The organism is Psychrobacter vallis (assembly GCF_904846715.1).
Taxonomy (GTDB): domain Bacteria; phylum Pseudomonadota; class Gammaproteobacteria; order Pseudomonadales; family Moraxellaceae; genus Psychrobacter; species Psychrobacter vallis.
This window is the reverse complement of sequence record NZ_CAJHBU010000028.1, coordinates 1-21,677: the sequence shown is the minus strand read 5'-3', so window position 1 is coordinate 21,677 and position 21,677 is coordinate 1. Positions and strand designations below refer to the sequence as shown.

The following is a 21,677-nucleotide window of genomic DNA, read 5'->3' as shown; positions in this document are numbered from 1 at the left end:
TTATAAAATAGAGAATATAAAACAAAGAGTATAAAACAATGAAAATTACCTATTGGTCTGACTATGCTTGTCCTTATTGTTATATCGGCGAGGTAAGGCTAGACAAAGCAATCGAACGACTTAAATTGCAAGGTGAGCTACCAGAGAACATTGAAATTGAGTTAAAAGCTTTTCAATTAGATGCCAATGCACCGCTGACTGCTAATGGTTCCACTCAACAGCGCTTTGCGAAAAAATATGGGATTAGCTATGAACAGGCCGGCCTACAAATACAAAAAATATCTCAATTAGGTGAAGAAGAGGGCATACCCTTTAATTATGCCAATACTTTATTTACCAATACTATGGATGCGCACCGTTTGACCAAGTACGTCCAACAAAACGCACCTGAACAGGTTGACAGGCTCAAGAAAGCAATTTATAAGGCGTATTTCACAGATATAAAAGAATTGGCAAACCGTGAGGTGTTAATTTCGATAGCTGCAGAGTTCGGGCTAGATGTGGATGTTGTTGCGTTACTTGAGAGTAATCGATTTAAAGATGAAGTAATTGCTGATCAACAAGAGGCAATGCGTCTTGGGGTACGCGGTGTCCCTTATTTTGTCATTAATGAGACTTATGCGATACCGGGTGCTATATCTCAACAAGATTTTGAAAATACTTTAAGACAGGCTTATAGGGAGCAACTGGCTGATAAGCAACAAGATAGCTTTGTGAGCTGTGACACTGAAGGCTGCGACATTAAATAAAAGCAATGAGTAAGCCAATGATTCATGACAGTGATATATTGAAAGATAGATAGCAAAATATTGAATTAAAGACCAGCCTTTGTCGGGCCGGTCTTTTTTTATTTAACTCAAATATGTCAATAAGCGTAGTCTAAAAGCTAATTTGAGATTAAGTCTAACACTGCGGATAGCCCACACCGACTTCAACCATATCTATACGATTTTCATCATTATTATTGGCATAAACCGCCAAGCCGCCCATCGCCGTCTCTTTATACTTGTCCATCATATCAGCACCGGTGGCTTTCATGGTGGCAATGGCTTTATCCAAAGACACATGATGTTCGCCATCGCCGCGACTGGCCAAACGAGCAGCGTTAATCGCTTTCACCGCACCCATGGCATTACGCTCAATACAAGGGACTTGTACTAGCCCGCCGATAGGGTCACAGGTCAGCCCTAGATTATGCTCAATACCAATCTCTGCCGCATTAGTACACTGTGCAGGAGTCAATCCCATAACGTGGGCCAGACCCGCGGCTGCCATAGAACAGGCAGATCCCACTTCACCTTGACAGCCAACCTCTGCGCCAGAAATTGAGGCGTTTTGTTTAATGATGGTGCCTATAGCTGCTGCGGTTAGTAAAAATTCACGGACACCTTGCGGGCTATAACTCGGTAGAAAATCGCGATAGTAATGCAGTACCGCAGGAATAATACCCGCTGCACCATTGGTTGGGGCAGTAACCACACGCCCACCATTGGCGTTTTCTTCATTTACTGCCAGAGCAAACAAGTCTACCCAGTCCATCGCCATTAATTTATCGCTACTACTCTGAGGGTTATCTAGTTCATTACGCAGCTGCTTATACATAGTTTTGGCACGACGCTTAACTTTTAAGCCACCAGGTAAGATGCCTTCACCTTCGCAGCCATTTTTAACACATTGCTGCATTACCTCCCAAACCTCATCTAAATAGGCATAAATAGTCGCCTCATCTCTAATAGCAAGTTCATTGGCCATCATCACGTCACTGATGCTTAAGTTATGACGTCTACATTGAGCCAATAATTCATTACCATTGGCAAAAGGATAAGGTACTGCGCTGTCACTGGTTATGGCAACGCTGTCAGCCGCATGAGTGTCAGAAGCTTCTAATGGCTCATCCATTGTAGGCTGCTCGAATTCATCTTCGGTGGCCACAAATCCGCCGCCAATAGAGTAATAGGTTCTAGTTAAGCTTTGGCCATCAGTAGTATAAGCGCTAAAGCTAAGACCATTAGGATGATGTGGCAGGCTGCTTTGAGGATGCCAAACAATATCTTGTCCGTAGTTAAACTCAATGGGATGGTTGTCCGCAAAGTTTAGGACATTATCATTAAAGACAGGCGCTAAGTATTGATCTACTTTGGTGGTATCAATGCTATTGGCTTTAAATCCTAGCAATCCAAGAATACAGGCAGTGTCAGTCGCATGGCCTCGCCCCGTGGCTGCGAGTGACCCATACAAATCAACTTGTAATCGCTTAATATCCGCCAAATCAAAGTACTGTTGTAATTCTTCGATAAACAAGCCAGCCGCTACCATAGGTCCCATGGTGTGGGAGCTTGAAGGGCCAATGCCAATTTTAAACATATCAAACAAGCTAATCATTTTTAGGGTTCCACTTTTTTATAGATAAAAATAGTCTATTTATAGACAAATGTTTGGGTGTATTATAACTAATTGTTTGCTACTAAACCGACTATTTAGCCCACTTATTTATCACGCTTATTTGGTTTAAATCGTGACTTTACCTGTACCTTAACATCTAAAGACTACAATTAAGGAAAAGCATGAATAGAGGCATTTAACACTTAATCTGAGTAAACATGTACTGCCCAAACGATTATCGCCACAAAAACAATTTGGTTTACGAATAGTAAGGAACACCCGAGCTTGGCATTAACTTTGTTAGAATGACAAGCAGTCACTATAAAAACCCATCATAAAGGTTAAAGTCCAACCTTTAAGCCAATTCTATATAGGTTTAGGATGGCGATAAGCGTTAATAATCAAATGTAATATATAAATTCATAATAGGAATTAACGACAACATTGATTATTTCCCTATCAAACCCATCAACTGCAGATTGTTAAATTTATTACTTTTATTGATTTACTTTAGCGATAGGTTTAGATTTAACTGAACTTTAATCGAATTATTTATTTGAGGAACGGCTATGAAATACAAAGCATTGAGAAATATCACGGCGATGGCGACGGGCGCTATCTTATTGGCGGCTTGTAATCAAAACCCTTCAACTGACTCAGCTCAAGACACAGAAGCGGCAAAAACCAGCAAATCTGACTCGGATTTATTGACCCGTATTAATAATGGCGGGACCATCAATGTGGGCACTGAAGGCACATACCCTCCATACACCTATCATGATGAGCAAAACAAGCTAACTGGCTATGACGTTGAAGTTACCAGAGCGGTAGCTGATAAACTTGGCGTTAAAGTTGATTTTAAAGAGACTCAGTGGGATGCGATGCTTGCCGGCCTAGATGCCAAACGTTTTGATATGGTGGCCAACCAAGTTAGCTTGACCACCCCTGAGCGTCAAGCCAAATATGACAAAGCCGACGCTTATAGCTGGTCCGGTGCTGTGGTATTGGCCCCAAAATCAGACAGCCGCTTTAACTCGTGGGAATCGCTAAAAGGATTAAAATCTGCACAATCACTAAGCAGTAACTACGGTGAGTTGGCACAAAAATACCAAGCAGAGGTTGTTCCCGTAGATGGTATGGCTCAAGCGGTTGAATTGGTAAAACAAGGTCGTGCTGACTTTACTCTAAATGACAACTTGGCGGTACTAGATTACCTTAATAAATTCCCAAATAGTGATTTAGAAATCAAACTAAAAGCACCAAAAGAGGAAATGACAGGGTCAGGTCTGGTGTTATTAAAAGGCAATGATGAAGTGGTTGCCAAACTTAATCAGGCCATGAAAGAGCTACAAGAGGATGGTACATTAACTAAATTAAGCCAACAGTTCTTCGGTGAGGACATCAGCAAACAATGATATCCTCGCTATTGACTGCTATAAAAGATCTGCTTGCCATGCTGCCATTTATGTCGCCTGAGCGAGCGCAGATTGTTATCGAGTCTTTTTGGCCTATGCTAAAAGGCGCCATTTACTATTCAATCCCTTTGGCCATTGCTTCTTTTATTATCGGTATGGGGATTGCGCTAGTGGTGGCGCTTATCCGTGTGGTGCCTCGTAATGCGCTGTGGCATAAGATTGCTTATCGTATTGCACGCGTTTATGTCTCTGCCATACGTGGCACGCCCATGCTGGTACAGCTGTTCATTATTTTCTATGGACTACCTAGCATTGGTATCATGTTGGAGCCATTCCCAGCGGCCATCATTGCCTTCTCATTAAATATTGGTGCTTATGCTTCAGAGACCGTCCGAGCCTCTATTTTGTCTATTCCCAAAGGTCAGTGGGAAGCAGGCTCAACGGTAGGGTTAAGCTATTTGCAGACGTTTCGTCACGTTATTTTGCCGCAAGCTTTAAGGGTGTCTGTGCCGCCACTGTCTAATACCTTTATTAGCTTGGTAAAAGACACCTCATTGGCGTCATTAATCTTAGTGACTGAGATGTTTAAGCAGGCACAGATTATCACTGCCCGAAACTATGAGTTTATGTTGGTATATACCGAAGCGGCACTTATTTATTGGGTAATTTGTCTGGCACTAAGCACGATACAAGGCCGACTAGAGACCCGCTTAGACCGCTATGTGGCCAAATAGCCAATACAAAAAGGCATTAGGATAACTATGATAAAAATTACCAATATTCAAAAAGCCTTTGGTGACAATGAAGTATTAAAGGGCATTGATTTAACCATCAAAAAAGGCAGCGTGGTGGTGATACTCGGTCCCTCTGGCTCCGGGAAAACCACTTTTTTGCGCTGTCTAAATGCATTAGAAGTCCCTGAAAAAGGGGTGGTTGAGTTTGAGGATGGCAGCTTGACTGTTGATTTTTCTGCCAAGCCCTCAAAGCAGCTGATGCGCCGCTTACAACAAAAATCTGGCATGGTGTTTCAATCGTATAACTTATTTCCGCATAAGACGGCCATTGAAAATCTGATGCTAGGCCCCGTTATTGCCCAAGGCAAAAACAAACAACAGGTGCGTGCTAAGGCGCTTCAGTTACTAGAAAAAGTTGGCCTGTCAGATAAAGTAGACTTATATCCGTTTCAACTTTCAGGCGGACAGCAGCAGCGCGTGGGAATTGCAAGAGCATTGGCCATTGAACCTGATCTGTTATTGTTTGATGAGCCGACCTCTGCACTTGATCCTGAACTGGTACAAGAAGTGCTAAAGACCATGCAGCAACTGGCGTCTGAAGGGTGGACCATGGTTGTGGTTACCCATGAAATTAACTTTGCGCGCAATGTGGCCGATGTGGTGATGTTGATGGAAGATGGCTACGTAGTAGAAGTAGGCCCTCCTGAACAACTATTTGAGCACTCAGAGCACCCACGTACCCAAGCTTTCTTGCAGCGCATTAAGAGCTAGGTATAAGTATAGTCGTAGACAAATTAAAGAGCTACAGCGTTAACCTTACTAAGCCCGTTCTAGTAGTACTTGAGGTAGGTTGCCTCGTATCTCATTTGGTTGGCTATGACTATAATAAATAGTTAATAGTCTTATAGAACGATAAATAGACGATAAAAAGGGTTAGTGGCAAGCCAACTAACCCTTTTTGTTGATCATAAAAATCTGGGCTAAATAAAGTTATACCTGCATCAAGAAGTTGGCCAACAGACGTTTGGCACCCTCAGTAGCAAAAGACTCTGGGTGAAACTGTACCCCTTGGATAGGGAACTGCTTATGACGAATGCCCATAATTTCCTCACCCTTGTTGACGCAGTCAATTAAGCTGTCATTTTCAAATTGCTCATTAGAGACCACTGCGGTGACTTCAAGACATTCAGGCAGAGTGTCTGCTTTTACCATTAATGAATGGTAGCGCATAATTTCAATATCCTGAGGCAACCCTTTATACACTCCTTGTCCATCATGACGAATGGGAGAGGTCTTACCATGCATGGGCACGCCCGCCCGTACCACATCACCGCCGAATACATGAGCAATACCTTGCATCCCTAGGCAAACCCCCAGTAAGGGAATAGACGGTCCCAACTCTTTTATCACCTCGCTACAGACGCCAAAGTAGGCAGGGTCCTCTGGCGAACCTGGGCCAGGGGAGATGATAATACGGTCATAGTTTTGTGATTTGATATCTTCTAGCGTAACTTCATTGTTACGTTTGACGCTAACTTTAGGGTTGCCCGGCATTTGGCTTAATTCGGTGTGCAGTATCTCGCCCACATACTGGTATAAGTTGAAGGTAAAAGAGTCGTAGTTGTCTATAATCAAAACGTTCATCAGTGTTCCTTGAAGGGTCTTATAGTCTTTTATTTATAGGGTGGTAAACGCTGTAAAACATAACGTTAATATATAGTTGTTTGATATGCCGCTACGCGCGCTTAACGATGTAATGGTTTAATAACGTATGGCTATTTGGACTCAATAAAGCTGTCCAATACCACCTTCATCGCTGACAGCTTGCGTTGAATTTCCAAATACTCATCCTCAGGGTTTGAATCATAGACGTTACCGCCACAAGTTTGTGCGTAAGCTGCCTCACCATTGATAAATAAACTGCGGATAGGAATCGCAAAAATACAATCGCCATTAAAGTTAAAAGACCCTAACGCACCGCCATAAGCACCACGCCCATCTGGCTCCAACTCATTGATAATCTTAATCGCTTCAATTTTTGGGGCACCTGACAACGTTCCTGCTGGGAAATTACTGGCCAAAGCGCTAAACATATCTTCATCAGGATGTAGCACCCCCACAATCTCAGAAGAAATATGCTGCACGTGAGAATAGCGTTTAATGTCCATTAAGCTGCGTACTTTGACCGTACCAAATCTTGCCACACGGCCAATATCATTACGGTGCAAATCGACCAACATATTGTGCTCGGCAATCTCTTTAGGATCATTGAGTAAAGCGCGTGCCAATTGACGGTCCTCAGTCTCATCTTTGCCCCGTTTAGCGGTACCTGCCAGCGGATAAGTTTCCATTTCACCTTGACGTAGGCGGAACAGCAGCTCAGGAGAAGCGCCGATAATACGCTGGGTACCAAATTTCATAAAATACATATGTGGAGAGGGGTTCACCTCCCTTAGTTTTTCATAGATAGGAATATGGTCGCCACTGATCTTATATTTCGATTTAAAGCCCACTTCGCATTGGAAAATACGTCCGGCAATAATATCCTCTTTAACCCGCATCACAGCCTCAGCATGCTGTGCTTGGCTCATACCATCACCAATGAATTCTACGCTAGGGTTGGTATAGCTAGGTATAGGAGCTTGCAGTAAAGACTTTACTTTCTCGATACGATTTTGCTGCTGGGTGGTGGTTCAAAAAGTAGGCTGAAAAAAAACAGGCTGAGAAATTGATAAAATAGTGAAATGCACATCACACTATACATCAAATGCCCAGCCTGTCTAAGTGACAATATAAAGAAAAATGGCTTCAAAAGCTATGGTAAACAAAACTATAAATGCAAAGACTGCAAACGGCAGTTTATTGGCGACCATGCCTTAACGTACCAAGGCTGTCACTCCCAAAAAGATAGCAAAATACGACATCTTATGGTTCGAGGCAGTGGCATAAAAGACATCGCTTGCGTTGAGAGAATAAGCAAAGGCAAAGTACTAGCTAACCTAAAAAAGTGTCACTACCAAATAACCCCCAAGCAAAGGCAATACGACTGTCTTGAAGTCGATGAGCTTTGGACATTCGTAGGTAAAAAGACCAACAAACAATGGCTAATTTATGCCTATCACCGTGACACAGGTGAAATTGTTGCCTATGTGTGGGGAAAACGAGACCTTAACACTGTCAAAAAGCTTAAAGCTAAGCTGAAAGCCTTAGGCGTAAGTTGTGCTAAAATCGCTAGTGATACCTGGGATAGCTTTGTTACTGGTTTTAAGGGCTTTACCCAAGTCATTGGCAAATTTTTCACGGTCGGTATTGAAGGTAATAATTGCACTATCAGACATCGAGTAAGGCGAGCATTTAGGCGAAGTTGTAACTTTTCTAAAAAGCTGGAAAATCACTTTAAAGCCTTTGATTTAGCTTTCTTTTACATCAATCATGGGTATGTCTAATGTCAGCCTACTTTTTGAACCACCACCCGTATTTTTTCTTCTAGGAATAACCGCTTTCATGCCATGTTCTATCGCTTTATCTCTGATTTTCTGCGAATCGTATCCTTTGTCAGCTATAAAATATTCTGCCTGTTCAATCACTTCTATTAGGTCGTTTGCAACTTGACTGTCGTGCACTTCACCCCCAGTGATTTTAAAATCGATCGGATTTCCATGCGCGTCCACACATAGGTGTATTTTTGTCGTGTTTCCACCACGACTGAGTCCAATTGCTCGCTCTTCACCACGCCGAGCTCCACTTGCATGTTGATGACACCGTACATAACTTCCGTCAATGAATACCCATTCTTTATCAGTTTGTGTTCGTAGGTCAAAAAAAAATTCTGCCATAGCCCTTTTGTAGACCACCGATTAAAGCGGTTATAAGCTGTTTTCCATGAACCTAGTTCGGTAGGTATGTCTCGCCATGGAGCACCTGTTCTTAGTTTCCAAAGTATGGCTTCCATTACGGTGCGGTCATTCTTCCATTGATGGCAACCGTGAGCCTTCATTGTTGTTTGTAGTTGTTCCCATATGTTGTCAGTTATTACTGTTCTCGCCATGGTTTGAGTTTCCCTGTATTTTGTTGATATATAGGGCTAAAATAGGGCTTTATCTGTATTTTTCAAATTAGGGACACGCCCTAGAAAAATATAGCCAAAAAGAGTCAAAACTATTTTAAGGTTTTGACTCTTTTTCAATGCTTTATAACAAAATGATTTGTCAGTTAAGACCGTAAGTAATGTCGAATATTAATTATTGCCGAGTTAGCGTTGCCAATAATCTTCTGGATAATTTGGCAAGTCTAATAAGGCTTGGCGTAACGCATTTGACCATTGAGCGCTAAGATCACTAAAGTAAGTATCGTGTTCATCAATACGTCGAATTTCAGGGATTTTTAGACTGTCATTCTCATAAATAATCATATCAATGGGCATACCAACTGATAAATTAGAGCGTATCGTAGAATCAAAAGATAACATCAGTGCCTGCGCAGAGTGATATAAATCAGCGTCATAAATCACAGAACGATCTAAGATGGGTTTCCCATATTTGCTTTCACCCAACTGGAAAAATGGCGTATCTGTAGTAGCCCGTATACAGTTACCCTCGGGATAAATCATATACAATTCAGTGGGCTGGTTCTTTATTTGGCCACCAAGCATAAAAGAGCTAGTAAAGTTGGCATTGTTGGGCTCATTGGCGACAGCTTGTGCATTACTGGTAATCTCACGCATGTAGCGTCCTACCAATTGAGCCGCATCAAATAAAGTGGTAACTGTATGCAGATTGGGCTCTTGGTTTTGATTAATATCATTTTGTAATTGGGTAAATACTGCTTGAGAGGTGGCCAAATTCCCCGCAGTTTGCAAAACGATAAATCGTTCACCTTCAACACCATAGGTGTAGATTTTTCGAAAAGTAGAGATGTGATCAACGCCTGCATTTGTTCGGGTATCACTCGCAAAAATCATGCCTTCTTTAAGGCGTAAAGCGGCGCAATAAGTCATATAATTCCTGTCATTAAAGAGTTCATTAATCATTACATTTATTTTTAATGATTAACAAATATTGAGGGGGTTGATAAAATTTTAAGATCACTAACCATAAAAAATGGTTGATAGATCATCAGTCGATACGGTTTACCATGACTTGGCTGTATAGGCTTTCATAACCACCACCAATACGCACACCGCGTACCGGTGCTGCATCTAAATAATCTCGTCCAATAGCGACATAGACATGATGACTAGGCTGGAATAGTTGGTTAGAAATATCAAAGGTATACCAATACCCATCTAGATAAGCTTCTGCCCAAGCGTGACTCGACATATGGTTTTGATCGGCATCATACAGATAACCAGAGACATAACGTGCTGGAATCTTTTTATCACGCAAGCACCCCAAAAATACATGGGTATGATCTTGGCACACGCCCGCCTTCATCTCAAAGCTTTCTTCGGCCGTAGTACCTACGTGAGTCACATTTGTGGTATAGGGCATTTGAGTAATGAGTGCACTTGCTAAGCCTCGTAAATTCTCGAGCGTTACTGTTTCTAAATAAGGCGCAGCGAAGTCCCGCATACTTGTCGAGCAATAGGTAAGGGGAGTCTGTACTGTAAATAGTAGATAGGGAATTTCTCCACTGTCTTCAACATATTGAGTATCGGTATTAATTTCGACAATACCGGAAGCCTGTATTTGCAAATTATCGTGTTTTCCATTGCGACTCAGCGTAAACCAAGTGTTGCCAAAACCATCCTTTTGTAAGGTAGCGAGTTTGGGTAGCATCACTGACCAAGTATGCACGATTTGATGTGGTAGAGCCATTGGCGACATTCGAATATATTGCACACTACGCTGGGCGAACTCTTTGTAGTAATAGTTGGTTTGATGATCAATACTAAGTTTCATCACTTATACTCCTTGCTGTAATAAAGCATTGAATTCTTCACTCAACAGCAAATAATCATCAAAATTCTTAGATTTAATCAGCTGATTGGTTAAACGAATAAGTTCACGCCAGCGCGTATTTTGAGGAAGGTCGTTGACGCAGGCCTTAAATTGGACGCTTATCTCAGAGAAATCTTGATCCAGCAAAATAGTACGTTCTAAAGCTTCAAAATAACGACCCAATTCCCAAAAATAAGTCACCGTTTGATTCTCTTGTTCCATAGCCGCATTACAGGCTTGTAGCTGTAAAGTCGCCGCTCGATATGTGCCCGCACTGGCCAAACGTTTGATTAAGTTATATAGCTCAGCCGTGTCTTTTCCAATGATGCCTTTTACTTCCTGTACATTAGTTTCAATAGCTTCAATAACCTCAGGAATCTGATTGCTCTCTAAATCTCGTAATACCGCTAATTTGTACAGTTCAGGGTTGGACTCATCGGCAATTACCACATTTGCGCCTATTCCCAAGCGATTAATAAGCTGATGTATCTGACTAGAATTCAATTCATTACGAACAATTTTCTTCATTATTGCATCATAATAGTGCAGTCTTTCACTATATCGGCCCAACCAAACCAAATGGTTGGCTCTAGATAGCAATAAAATGATAGGGGCATCAGGTGTATTGTCGTAGCCAACTTCAACAGGATAAGAGGTGACATTAAGGTATGACGCATGGCGCATTGCCGCTGAACCTGCAAAACCATTGTCACTATAGGCATCACTATTAGATTTCGAGACATCGCTGTCATCAAGTTGTTCTTGAGTTAAATCAATGACCCAAGTGTCTTTGATACCGCCACCTTGTGAGGAGTTGACCACCAATGAGCCTTCTTTCATAGCGACTCGAGTAAGCCCCCCAGGAACAATATCAACCGAACCGTCCCCATGACTTAAGATAAATGGACGTAAGTCAATATGCCTTGGCGCAATACCGCCATTGACGGTGGTGGGATTGGTCGATAGTGAAATAGTAGGCTGGGCGATAAACCCTGCAGGATTATCAAGTAAACGCACTCGGTAATCTTCAATCTCTTGTTCTGTCGAAGTAGGCCCAATAAGCATGCCATAGCCACCTGAACCTTGGGTTTCCTTGACCACTAACTTATCTAAATTTTCTAAGACATATTCAAGTTCATCAGGTTTGCGGCACTGATAAGTTTGTACATTGGGTAATATAGGTTTTTCTCCCAAATAAAACTCGATCATATCTGGAACGAACGGATATAGGCTTTTATCATCGGCCACACCTGTACCAGGAGCATTAACAATCACCACATTACCGGCACGATAGGCACTCATTAAACCAGATACGCCAAGGATGGAGTTGGCGTCAAACCCTAAAGGGTCCAAATAAGGATCATCAATACGGCGATAAATAATATCGACGGGTACCTTACCGCGTACCGCTTGCATATATACTTTGCTGTCTTCCACAATTAAGTCGTAGCCATGTACCAAAGGTACATTCATCTCATGTGCCAAATAGGCATGCTCATAATAAGCACTGTTAAATCGACCTGGCGTTAAAATAACAATTTGCGGATCATATTTATCTGTTGCACTGGCCAAACAGGCTTTTAAGCGCTCAGGATAGTCATCGATGCTTAATACAGAAGCCGACTCATATAAGTCTGGCAATAACATTCTTGAGATATTACGACTTTCAAGCATATAAGAGACGCCAGAGGGCGTACGTAAATTATCCTCTAATACACAAAACTTGCCCGCTTCATCACGGATTAAATCGATACCGCTAATATGAGAATAAACCGGTTTTTCCAAATTAATATTCATCATCCAAGGTTCATAACAACCACTGGCATAAACATAAGAATCAGGCACGACACCAGCTTTCATAATGCGCTGCTCATGATAGATATCATCTAAAAACATGTTTAACGCATTAATACGTTGCTTACACCCAGCTTCCACTTGTTGCCATTCTTTGGCGTCTATTACCCTTGGAATAATGTCGAAAGGAATCATTCTTTCGATATTTTCTGCATCACTATAAACGGTAAAGGTAACGCCTTTGCGATAAAAAATGTCGGCTGCTTGATCGTTATATTGAGCCAATCGTTCAATGCCAACTTTATCCAACCACGTACCAATTTTTTTGGCCACTGGGCGGTATTGAGTCGTTGTGGCTTTTAACTCATCAAAACTTGAACGAGAATAAAAGTCTTGAGAGAATTTTTGCTGAGACTGAGACTGAGACTGAGACTGAGACTGAGACTGAGACTGAGACTGAGACTGAGACTGAGACTGAGACTGAGACTGCTGTTCTTCATTTTTTTGGGTAGCGGGTTTCGATGTTTCTTTATTAGTTTCTGCCATGCTACACCTCCTATTATTTTCTTATTACTAACTGTTAAATACTAAACAACATTATTAAGCTGCACTATTAAAGGGCATTATTACTGTCCTTACCCAAATTAATTATTGCAAATGCAGTACCAGAACTTCTTTTATATGCCATATTCAGGATAAATATGGTTGTATATTTGATACTTTGGTATGATGATTTGATTGCTTTGGTCATATGTTGTTCATAAGTAGTGCTTATCAAGGAGGCAAAACATCATGGAATTTGATATTAATTTTCAGCTAATGGGCTATCATTTAATACAGCTGGTTATCGCTTTCTTGTTGTCATTACCCATCGCTTTAAATCGTGAAATGAAAGACAGTGGTGCTGGCCTTAGAACCTTTCCTTTGGTTACCATTGCCTCTTGTGCCTTTATGCTAGTCGGTATGGATATTTATAAAGGGGATGCAGAAGCCCGTATAATGTATGCCATTATCACTGGTATGGGCTTTATTGGTGGCGGCGCTATATTCAAAAGTGAAGAAGGCGCTAAAGGTACTGCTACTGCCGCCAGTTTATGGAATACAGCGGCTATAGGTATATCGGTAGCGACCGGTCGTTATGAAATTGCCATCATATTATCTATCGTTGGATTTGTTATCTTGCAGTTCTCTGAACCCTTTAAAGTCAAAAATAGATAGGAATAATGAATAAATCAGAAACCAAGTGGTTAAAAATTTTGGCCATGGCTTGTACTGGATTCGGGGCTATAATTTTGCCGAGTTGCAGTGTTTATAGTACTAACTCAGTTCAATCTCAGAGCCAATCTATCTTATCCTCTAAAGCCAATCAACCAATGGAAGTGGAGGTCATTCGTCATATCGGCTATCCGACTGACAATGGCGTAAGACAGAAGGGAAGTGTGCTTATCGGCGACCATCACTCCTATTTAATTTCGACAGGCAGTGATGCGTTAACTCTATTAACCGAGTTACCTTCAAAAAACCTACATATACAGCAGCCTATACGAATTAACCACTATTCTGATAATAGTGTGCATATCGATTTAAAGTTTAATTATCAGAAAACCAGCGGTTCATATAGCGAAAATGAGCAGGCTATTTTGTCGCAAATTTGTCCAACGAGTTTAACCACTAGTTTAAGTCCTAGTTTGACGGGTACTTCGCTCAACAATAATTCGCACAATACTTTGAATAGCACTTTAAACAACACGCTCTCTAATCCACAAAATACTTGCCAGCTTACTCTGCAAGGTGGTATGTATGCGCCGATTAGTCGGGCCAATTTAAATAACTCGTCTATAAAGAAGGATGCCAATTTAAAGTTAGACCAAGGCTTAACGGCTGAGATATATACTATTAACAGCAAACGGGCTAGAACGCCTGCTGAAATAGCGGTTATTCCTTGGAAAGTTGTTGTTGAGACATTAGAGCTACCTTTAGAGATACTCTCTATTTTTAAATAGCTTTATCTTCAAAAAATGTCAGCTATAACTATAAATAGAAGACAAAGATAGTACGCACAAAAAAGGGTGAACAGTATACTGTTCACCCTTTTAATTTATTTGCTATTGGCACAGATAGGTTTAGTTTAGTTCAACATACCAAATGCGACTAATGCATTAGCAACACGCTTATAACCTGCAATGTTGGCACCTGACATATAGTCAATGCAGCCATCGCAAGTGAAGCCATATTCTTCAGAAGCCGCCGCGGCATCATCATGGATGTTTTTCATAATGACTTGAAGTTGATTATCAACGTCTTCAAAAGTGCGGTACTGACGTACTGAGTTTTGTGACATTTCTAGACCAGACACAGCAACACCACCCGCATTGGCTGCTTTGCCAGGTGCATAGTGCATTTTTTTCTCACGAACGAAATCAATGGCTGCGGCGTCTAGTGGCATATTAGCGCCTTCTACTACATAGCGAATACCATGATCATACATAGCTTCTGCATCTTCTGCAGTCACCTCATTCTGAGTAGCACAAGGGATAGCGATGTCACCATCGAATCTCCAAGGTTTTTCGCCTGGCAGCCACACACCGCTACCACCAAATACTCTATGGTACTCAAATAAAGGCTGACGATTGGCTTTTTGCTCTTTCACCCAATCTAGCTTCTCTTGATCAAAACCAAACTCATCGTACAATGTTCCTTTAGAGTCTGATAGGGTAATGACTTTTGCACCCAAAGCGATGGCTTTCTCTGCTGCGTGTACTGCAACGTTACCGGCACCTGATACTAGGACAGTTTTGCCTTCCATTTGATCATTGTTTGCTTTAAGCATGTTCTGTAAGAAGTAAACCGCACCATAACCTGTGGCTTCTGAACGACATAAGCTGCCACCGAAGCCCACACCTTTACCGGTCAATACCCCTGTGTATTCATTAGTAAGGTTTTTATACATCGCAAACATGTAGCTAACTTCTCTACCGCTCACACCGATGTCGCCTGCCGGTACATCCATATCTTTACCGATGTAACGATAAAGCTCGCGCATGAAAGCATAACAAAAACGACGGATTTCGCTGTCTGATTTACCATGAGGGTCAAAGTCTGAACCACCTTTAGCGCCACCCATCGGTAGGCCGGTCAGAGCATTTTTAAAGATTTGTTCAAAACCTAAGAACTTTAGAATAGATTCGTTAACGGTAGGATGGAAACGGATGCCGCCTTTGTAAGGACCTAAAGCATTACTGAACTGAACTCGCCAACCACGGTTGATTTGGATATTACCTTCATCATCTTCCCAGTTGACACGAAAACTAATAATACGGTCGGGCTCTGTTAGGCGTTCAAAAACTTTGTGCTTAGCAAAGCGTGGATCGCGATCATATACAACGTCAATAGTGCTCGCTACCTCTTTTACCGCTTGAATAAACTCAGGTTGGTGTGGATAGCGTTCTTCAATGCGTTCAATGACGTCTTGCATGCTCATAGGCCCTGTCCTTATCAGATTAATTACATGTTTGTTACACTAAAAAAATACTGTAATTTAATAATAAATTCAACAATTTTTTATACCTTACAGTTCAGTCATTACTAAATGATATGTTTATAATTAGTAAAAGTTATTAAAACTATGATTTCACTGTAAATTCGATCCCTAAAAAGGGGAGTCCCTTACTTTCATTATAGGACAGATTTACGATTATTTCTTAAAATATAAAAATGTAAATCTTAAAAGTGAATCTTGAATATGATTGTTAATACAGGATTGTTAATACAGGCCTCGACCATCCTCAGGTTTTAAGCGTAAAAATGACAGTCCCGAGATAATAGTAATAACACCCAACACATAATAGGTGGCATGGAAAGCACTAATAATTTCAAAATTTAATCTATCACTAAAGACCGTCAATATAGCGGCCCCAAATGCAATACCGAAGCTAACTGCAAGCTGCTGGTTAACGGCCATTAAACTATTGCCGCTACTGGTTTGAGAGCCTTTAAGGTCGCCAATAGTGATGGTATTCATGGCACTAAATTGCATTGAGTTACACGCACCCATAACCACCAACAACGGTGCGATATAATACCAAGGCATTGAGGCATCTAGCTGAGCCAGTAAAATGATTAAAGTACCCAAAACCGTAGTATTGATAACCAATACTTTGCGGTAGCTGAAGCGCTGAATAATTTTACTCACCCAAGGTTTGATGCCCATGGCACCTACTGCAATAGGGGTCAATAACCAGCCTGCCTGCGATGGCGTATATTTAAAAGCCACCTGTAGTAGTAGTGGTATCAAATAGGGGACTGCACTAATTCCAAGACGGGTAAACAAGTTACCGGTAATCCCAATTCTAAAGGTACGGATATCAAATAATGACAAGGGAAAGATAGGGTTAGTGGCTTTGCGTGCATGACGGGCATACATCAGCAATAAGCTTACGCCAATTGCCACTAGGCTAACGCCCCACAACGCCTTATCTGGTTTTGACAGCAATTCAACAGCAAGCGTTAGTAGACCGGCCGCGATGGCAAATAATCCAAAACCTAACCAATCCAACTTGCCCGCCGCTTCTCGCAAGTCTGGGACCAATTTAAAGCCGATTATCATTCCTAAGATTCCCATAGGAACGTTTATCAAAAATATCCAATGCCAACTGGCATACTGTACTAAATAGCCACCCACCAACGGTCCTACAAGCGGTGCAATTAGCGCCGGGATTACAGCAAAGTTCATAACCGTCAGTAATTGATTGCGAGGATAGGACTTTACTAAGATGAGACGCGCAACTGGGGTCATCATAGCACCGCCAATGCCCTGAAGGATGCGTGATGCCACTAAGATATCGAGACTGGAGGACATGGCACAAAATATTGAGCCAATGCTAAACAGCACAATCGCGCTTAAGAATACTTTGCGAGTGCCGTATTTGTCAGCCATAAAGCCACTTATCGGGATAAATATGGCTAGAGTTAAAGCATAGCTGATAACTGCCCACTGCATTTTTAGTGGAGATTCGCCTAAGGCTAGCGCCATTTCTGGCAAAGCCGTATTTAAGATGGTGGCATCTAAAATTTGCATGAATAAAGCCACTGCCAGTACATAAGGCAAAAATTTGGCTTGAGAGGGTGATAGCTTAAATTTAGGCTCTGTATCAAGTACGGCCGAAGAAGACTTGGAAATAGAAGTATCTTCGGCATTAGGGAGGTTATTGGGCATAGGACGACCTAAAAAATTAGGTTTAATTAACTGAAGGAGGATTTAATTTATTAAACAGTAAACAGCTGTCTATAATATCATGAAGCCGTTACTCGCTATTTAGTGTTTTAGTTATGGGGCGACCGTTATAAATACTAACGGTCTAAAAACGTTAAATGACGACAAAGACTATCAATAACAGGAGCAGGCTGTTTGACCCAGATACTATGCGGATTGCCTTTGGTAGCTAGCAGGTTATCCTCCAATTTAACGCTTACTACCTTGGATTTGGTACACAAGTTTGCCAATCCTTGCATTGACGTCATCGGTGCAAAATGGTCGCCCTCAATATTAATATATAACCCTTTACTATCTTTAGACGTCATCGGTATGGTCATAAATTTAAACGTACCGGTTAAAGCTGTCTGGCACCACTGCTGCATTAGAGTCTTCGCTTCCTTATCGCCAAATCCAATCTTATAGCCCGGTAGATAGCCATAAATTTTTAACAGTATTTGGATAGCGGTTACTGCTGAGAGTACCCTTAATTGACCACGGCGGTCTGACCAGTTTTTGTAATGCACATTACCCGTGGCGATTCCGATAAAGGGTTGACCAGAGCTGGCAGAATATAGGGTGGCTATATGCCCGCCTAAACTATGTCCTACCAATATAATTCGATTATCAGGATATTCAGTTTGAGCTTTATTAATGAGCTTGGGAATAAAGTCTGTCACTAGGTGGTTATAGTCATAATCTATCCCTTTTTTAATGGTGGGTTTGTTTTCACCACAGCAAGGATAGTCTGCACTAAATACCGTAAACCCTTTGGCAGACAAGCCTTCGATAAACTTCTGGTATTTGTTACGGGTGACCCCCAGCGCATTTAATAAAATTAGGGTGGTGTTACGGTTCACTTCATTGGTTTGGTGCGAAGCGTCTAACGAGAGAGTAGATAAGGCAGGGGTGATGTGCACTTTGACAGGATACGTCCCTTCTTCAGTGTTAAATTGAAAACTGCTCATATAGATTGTCCGTAATCAGTGGTATGAAAGTCCTAGAGGCTTAGGTTTTCTAGCCTAAAGTCAGAATAGCAACTCTTATGGCTATAATCCATAGCAGCAAACAGGATAAAAAGTACAAAGTGAATCGATACGACACCTTAATAAATGCAACATATTCATTCTTGATTCCATAATGTACACTGATATTCTGAATAGCATCAAATGTTGTTGACTGAATTTGGCTTAACCAAGACTTACTATCGATCATTAGCCCTGATTAGTTCAATAACATAGCTGGTTCAACAATATTTAGGCTAATAACAATGATTAGGGAAACGCTATGACTAACCAATCTGATAATCCTATGCAAAGTAAAGAGACAACTTACACCCCGCCAAAAGTATGGCAACCGGTAGAAGGCAATGGTGGAAAATTTGCCAATACCAATAAGCCAACAGCTGGCGCTCGCCATCAGCAAACGTTACCAAAAGGCGATAATCCGCTACAACTATACTCTTTGAATACCCCCAACGGGATTAAGGTAAATATTCTGTTGGAAGAGTTGGCTGAACTAGGTGTGGCTGGGGCAAAGTATGATGCTTATAAAATAGACATCATGGAGGGCGATCAGTTCGGCTCGGATTTTGTCAGTATTAACCCCAACTCAAAAATACCCGCCTTAGTCGATTACAGTAACCCGCAAGCTCCCGTCAAGCTATTTGAGTCGGGCGCTATTTTGATGTATTTGGCTGAAAAGTTTCAGAAGTTCATACCTGATAGTAGTGACCCACAGAAGTACGCCAATTATTTAGGCTGGGTAATGTGGCAAATTGGTAGCGCCCCGTATGTGGGTGGTGGTTTTGGACATTTCTTTAGCTATGCACCATATCCCATGCAATATCCTATTGATAGATTCACGATGGAGACCAAGCGTCAGTTAGACTTACTTGATAAGCACTTGGCCGATAATGAATACATGTTAGGCGAGGGTGATGACAACTATAGTATTGCTGATATGTTGATATGGCCTTGGTATGGCAGTTTGGCACTAGATGAGTCTTATGAAAATGCCGGTGAGTTTTTACAAGTCGCCGACTACAAGCACTTACAGCGCTGGGCAAAACAAATTGCCCAACGACCTGCTGTAAAAAAAGCAGTGGCTTTAGAGCTTAAGCCGATTAAATAGCTGATTAGATAAGTGTGCAACCCTATCAAATAAAGGGTGTATAAGATAAAAATCGGGGTTGTTTGAATTAATTATTAAATAATCCCCCTATTTAAATTAGTTGTGCTATAATCTGCGCTTGCTGATTGATAACATCGCCCGCAATTGTCGTCTGGAGAAGACACCTTTTAAAATTGTTGCCGATGATTTTGCTGTTAGCCTTTCCAATAACCTCTCTAATCAATTATTAATATTAGAAGATATTGACGCTAACGATTCACCGGTAACAACCACCAAAATACGTTATTAACTTGTACATAGGATGTACTTCTTAATTTACGCTTATCTGTGTTGTACCTAAAAACTTTAACTGTGCACTACTGGCCCTCAGCATTGGCCGAATTAATAGTGGCAGTAACTTAATGGACACACATATACATGTCAAATTTAGACACTCTTTTAGACAATGCCGCAAACGAAGTAGATGGTATCGTAACCACTCAAGACTTGAATGACAAAACCCATCCAAACACCAATGTAGATATTGAAGATCAAATTACCTTTGTTGACCTTGATTTGGCACCAGAGCTTCTTTCTGCCTTAACTTCAAGTGGCTACGAGCACCCAACTCCTATTCAAGCACAATCAATCCCGCCAGCATTAGCCGGTCGTGACTTATTGTTGTCTGCGCAAACGGGTAGTGGTAAAACTGCTGCATTCGTATTGCCAATGCTTGATAAAATCATTCGCGATAAAGCAACTAACAAAGTTGTGCATACTGTAATTTTGACACCAACACGTGAACTTGCTAACCAAGTAAGTGATAGCGTTCGTCAATACAGCTCAAAAACACGTAATATCTTCAGTGTACCTCTAGTAGGTGGCGCACCTTACGGTGGTCAAATTCGTGCCCTTAATAAAGGTGTACAGATTATTATCGCCACACCAGGTCGTTTCATCGATCACATGAACTCAGGTCGTATCGACTTATCTGAATTAGATATTCTAATCCTTGATGAAGCGGATCGCATGTTAGACATGGGTTTTGCTGATGACATCGAAAAAGTAATGTCAGCTGCGCCTAAGTCACGTCAAACTATTATGTGTTCTGCAACTTGGGATGGCCCAGTCGGTAAAATTGCTGCCAGCTTTACCAATAATCCAGAACGTATTGATATTAAAGCTGAAACTAAGCACATTGATGAGTCAGTATATTATGCTGATGACTTCAACCATAAAAACCGTATTTTAGATCATTTATTGACCCAAAAAGACGTGAACCAAGCAATTATATTTGCCGCTACCAAACGTAGCTGTGAGACACTTGCTAAGAGTCTTAAAGAGCAAGGCCATAAAGCCAGCTTCTTACATGGTGATTTACCACAAGCAAAACGTACTCGTATCATCAATGATGTGAAAGCGGGCAAAATCAGCATCCTAGTAGCCACTGACGTCGCTGCTCGTGGTATTGACGTAAGTGGTATCACTCATGTATTTAACTATGATCTTCCACGTCAAACTGAAGATTACGTGCATCGCATCGGTCGTAGTGGTCGTGCCGGCCGTACGGGTATCGCTATTAACATCTGTAGCATTGATGACCGTCCACAGCTAGATGCAATCAACCGTTATCTAAAACGTACCATGTCAGTTGAAGAAATTGAAGGTATGGAACCTAAGAAAAATACCAAAGACATGCACGTAGGCGCAGCAGCCAAACGTGGTCGTGGTGGCAATCGTCGTGGTGGTCCAGGTGCGGGTAACCGTCGTGGTGGCAATGGTGGCGGTGGCTACCGTGGCAAGTCTAACGACAATGCAAGCGGTGAAAAACGTGGCGCAGGTGCCGGTGCAGGCCGTCCAAGTGGCAAGCCAGCCGGTCGTCGCTTCGGTGGCAAACCTGCCGGTAGCGCAGGTGCTGGTAAACCAAGCGGTCAACGCCGTGCAGCACCTTCTCGCTCAGGCGAAGGCCGTCCAGCCCGCCGTAGCAATAATGGCTAGTTAATTGGTTTATATCCATTAACTTGTTAAAAAAAGACCAACCTCAAAAGGG

17 protein-coding genes and 3 pseudogenes are annotated in these 21,677 nt (G+C 41.7%); 9 read left to right on the top strand and 11 right to left on the bottom strand.

Annotated features, from left to right (window positions below):
• Positions 1–38 precede the first annotated feature (38 nt).
• Entirely contained in the window at positions 39–749 is a 711-nt protein-coding gene (locus JMY02_RS13030) for a DsbA family oxidoreductase (RefSeq protein ID WP_007393509.1), read from the top strand.
• 154 nt (positions 750–903) lie between these two features.
• Here the strand turns inward: JMY02_RS13030 and JMY02_RS13025 are convergent, their stop codons facing one another.
• Positions 904–2,382, bottom strand: coding sequence for an L-serine ammonia-lyase (locus JMY02_RS13025; protein ID WP_201598987.1), 1,479 nt, complete (start codon positions 2,380–2,382; stop codon positions 904–906).
• A 569-nt stretch (positions 2,383–2,951) separates the two neighbouring features.
• On the opposite strand from JMY02_RS13025, the gene JMY02_RS13020 reads away from it, so the two are divergent.
• Genes JMY02_RS13020 through JMY02_RS13010 form a run of 3 tightly spaced genes read left to right on the top strand, consistent with a single transcriptional unit; the run spans position 2,952 to position 5,302 of the window.
• Positions 2,952–3,797 (top strand): amino acid ABC transporter substrate-binding protein, encoded by an 846-nt coding sequence (locus tag JMY02_RS13020; protein ID WP_007393507.1) that lies wholly within the window; start codon positions 2,952–2,954, stop codon positions 3,795–3,797.
• The gene (locus JMY02_RS13015) at positions 3,794–4,531 is read left to right on the top strand and encodes an amino acid ABC transporter permease (RefSeq protein WP_007393506.1); all 738 of its coding nucleotides are present in this window, start codon (positions 3,794–3,796) and stop codon (positions 4,529–4,531) included. The genes JMY02_RS13020 and JMY02_RS13015 overlap by 4 nt, the downstream gene beginning before the upstream one ends.
• A 27-nt stretch (positions 4,532–4,558) precedes the next feature.
• Complete coding sequence (locus tag JMY02_RS13010) at positions 4,559–5,302, top strand: amino acid ABC transporter ATP-binding protein (protein WP_007393505.1); 744 nt, start codon at positions 4,559–4,561, stop codon at positions 5,300–5,302.
• Positions 5,303–5,521: 219 nt separating this feature from the next.
• Here the strand turns inward: JMY02_RS13010 and JMY02_RS13005 are convergent, their stop codons facing one another.
• Positions 5,522–6,175, bottom strand: a complete 654-nt coding sequence (locus JMY02_RS13005) for an anthranilate synthase component II (protein ID WP_007393504.1) — start codon at positions 6,173–6,175, stop codon at positions 5,522–5,524.
• Between the two features lie 131 nt (positions 6,176–6,306).
• Positions 6,307–7,221: pseudogene (locus JMY02_RS13000) on the bottom strand (anthranilate synthase component I family protein); the annotation flags it as partial.
• A 54-nt stretch (positions 7,222–7,275) separates the two neighbouring features.
• On the opposite strand from JMY02_RS13000, the gene JMY02_RS12995 reads away from it, so the two are divergent.
• Positions 7,276–7,977 carry an IS1 family transposase gene (locus JMY02_RS12995; RefSeq protein WP_201588367.1) on the top strand — a complete coding sequence of 234 codons (702 nt, stop codon included), beginning with the start codon at positions 7,276–7,278 and terminating at the stop codon, positions 7,975–7,977.
• 30 nt (positions 7,978–8,007) lie between these two features.
• On the opposite strand, the pseudogene JMY02_RS12990 reads toward JMY02_RS12995, so the two are convergent.
• From JMY02_RS12990 to JMY02_RS13735, 5 genes and pseudogenes are all read right to left on the bottom strand, one after another.
• A pseudogene (locus tag JMY02_RS12990) lies at positions 8,008–8,579 on the bottom strand (IS5 family transposase); the annotation flags it as partial.
• Between the two features lie 204 nt (positions 8,580–8,783).
• Entirely contained in the window at positions 8,784–9,527 is a 744-nt protein-coding gene (locus tag JMY02_RS12985) for a peptidase (RefSeq protein WP_044297934.1), read from the bottom strand.
• Positions 9,528–9,645: 118 nt separating this feature from the next.
• Positions 9,646–10,431, bottom strand: a complete 786-nt coding sequence (locus JMY02_RS12980) for a transglutaminase family protein (protein ID WP_044297933.1) — start codon at positions 10,429–10,431, stop codon at positions 9,646–9,648.
• Positions 10,432–10,434: 3 nt separating this feature from the next.
• Positions 10,435–11,154, bottom strand: coding sequence for an alpha-E domain-containing protein (locus JMY02_RS13740; protein WP_232391133.1), 720 nt, complete (start codon positions 11,152–11,154; stop codon positions 10,435–10,437).
• Positions 11,155–11,241: 87 nt separating this feature from the next.
• Positions 11,242–12,810, bottom strand: a pseudogene (locus JMY02_RS13735) (circularly permuted type 2 ATP-grasp protein); the annotation flags it as partial.
• Positions 12,811–13,056: 246 nt separating this feature from the next.
• Between JMY02_RS13735 and JMY02_RS12970 the strand changes: the two are divergent.
• Together JMY02_RS12970 and JMY02_RS12965 are read left to right on the top strand one after the other, a co-directional pair.
• Positions 13,057–13,482, top strand: coding sequence for an MgtC/SapB family protein (locus tag JMY02_RS12970; protein ID WP_007393516.1), 426 nt, complete (start codon positions 13,057–13,059; stop codon positions 13,480–13,482).
• Between the two features lie 5 nt (positions 13,483–13,487).
• Entirely contained in the window at positions 13,488–14,267 is a 780-nt protein-coding gene (locus tag JMY02_RS12965) for a hypothetical protein (protein ID WP_007393515.1), read from the top strand.
• A 125-nt stretch (positions 14,268–14,392) separates the two neighbouring features.
• Here JMY02_RS12965 and gdhA read toward each other — a convergent pair whose 3' ends face one another.
• The 3 genes from gdhA to JMY02_RS12950 all read right to left on the bottom strand — a co-directional run bounded on the left by gdhA (position 14,393) and on the right by JMY02_RS12950 (position 18,483).
• Positions 14,393–15,745, bottom strand: a complete 1,353-nt coding sequence (gene gdhA / locus JMY02_RS12960; RefSeq protein ID WP_007393514.1) for an NADP-specific glutamate dehydrogenase — start codon at positions 15,743–15,745, stop codon at positions 14,393–14,395.
• A 282-nt stretch (positions 15,746–16,027) separates the two neighbouring features.
• Entirely contained in the window at positions 16,028–17,479 is a 1,452-nt protein-coding gene (locus JMY02_RS12955; RefSeq protein WP_007393513.1) for a DHA2 family efflux MFS transporter permease subunit, read from the bottom strand.
• A gap of 134 nt (positions 17,480–17,613) precedes the next feature.
• Positions 17,614–18,483 carry an alpha/beta fold hydrolase gene (locus JMY02_RS12950; protein WP_007393512.1) on the bottom strand — a complete coding sequence of 290 codons (870 nt, stop codon included), beginning with the start codon at positions 18,481–18,483 and terminating at the stop codon, positions 17,614–17,616.
• Positions 18,484–18,802: 319 nt separating this feature from the next.
• Here JMY02_RS12950 and yghU point away from each other — a divergent pair, with 319 nt between their 5' ends.
• On the top strand, positions 18,803–19,648 hold the full coding sequence (gene yghU / locus JMY02_RS12945; protein ID WP_007393511.1) for a glutathione-dependent disulfide-bond oxidoreductase: 846 nt from the start codon (positions 18,803–18,805) through the stop codon (positions 19,646–19,648).
• A 486-nt stretch (positions 19,649–20,134) separates the two neighbouring features.
• Positions 20,135–21,625: a DEAD/DEAH box helicase gene (locus tag JMY02_RS12940; RefSeq protein WP_379652736.1), complete on the top strand. Its 1,491-nt coding sequence runs from the start codon at positions 20,135–20,137 to the stop codon at positions 21,623–21,625.
• The last annotated feature ends 52 nt before the right edge of the window (positions 21,626–21,677 follow it).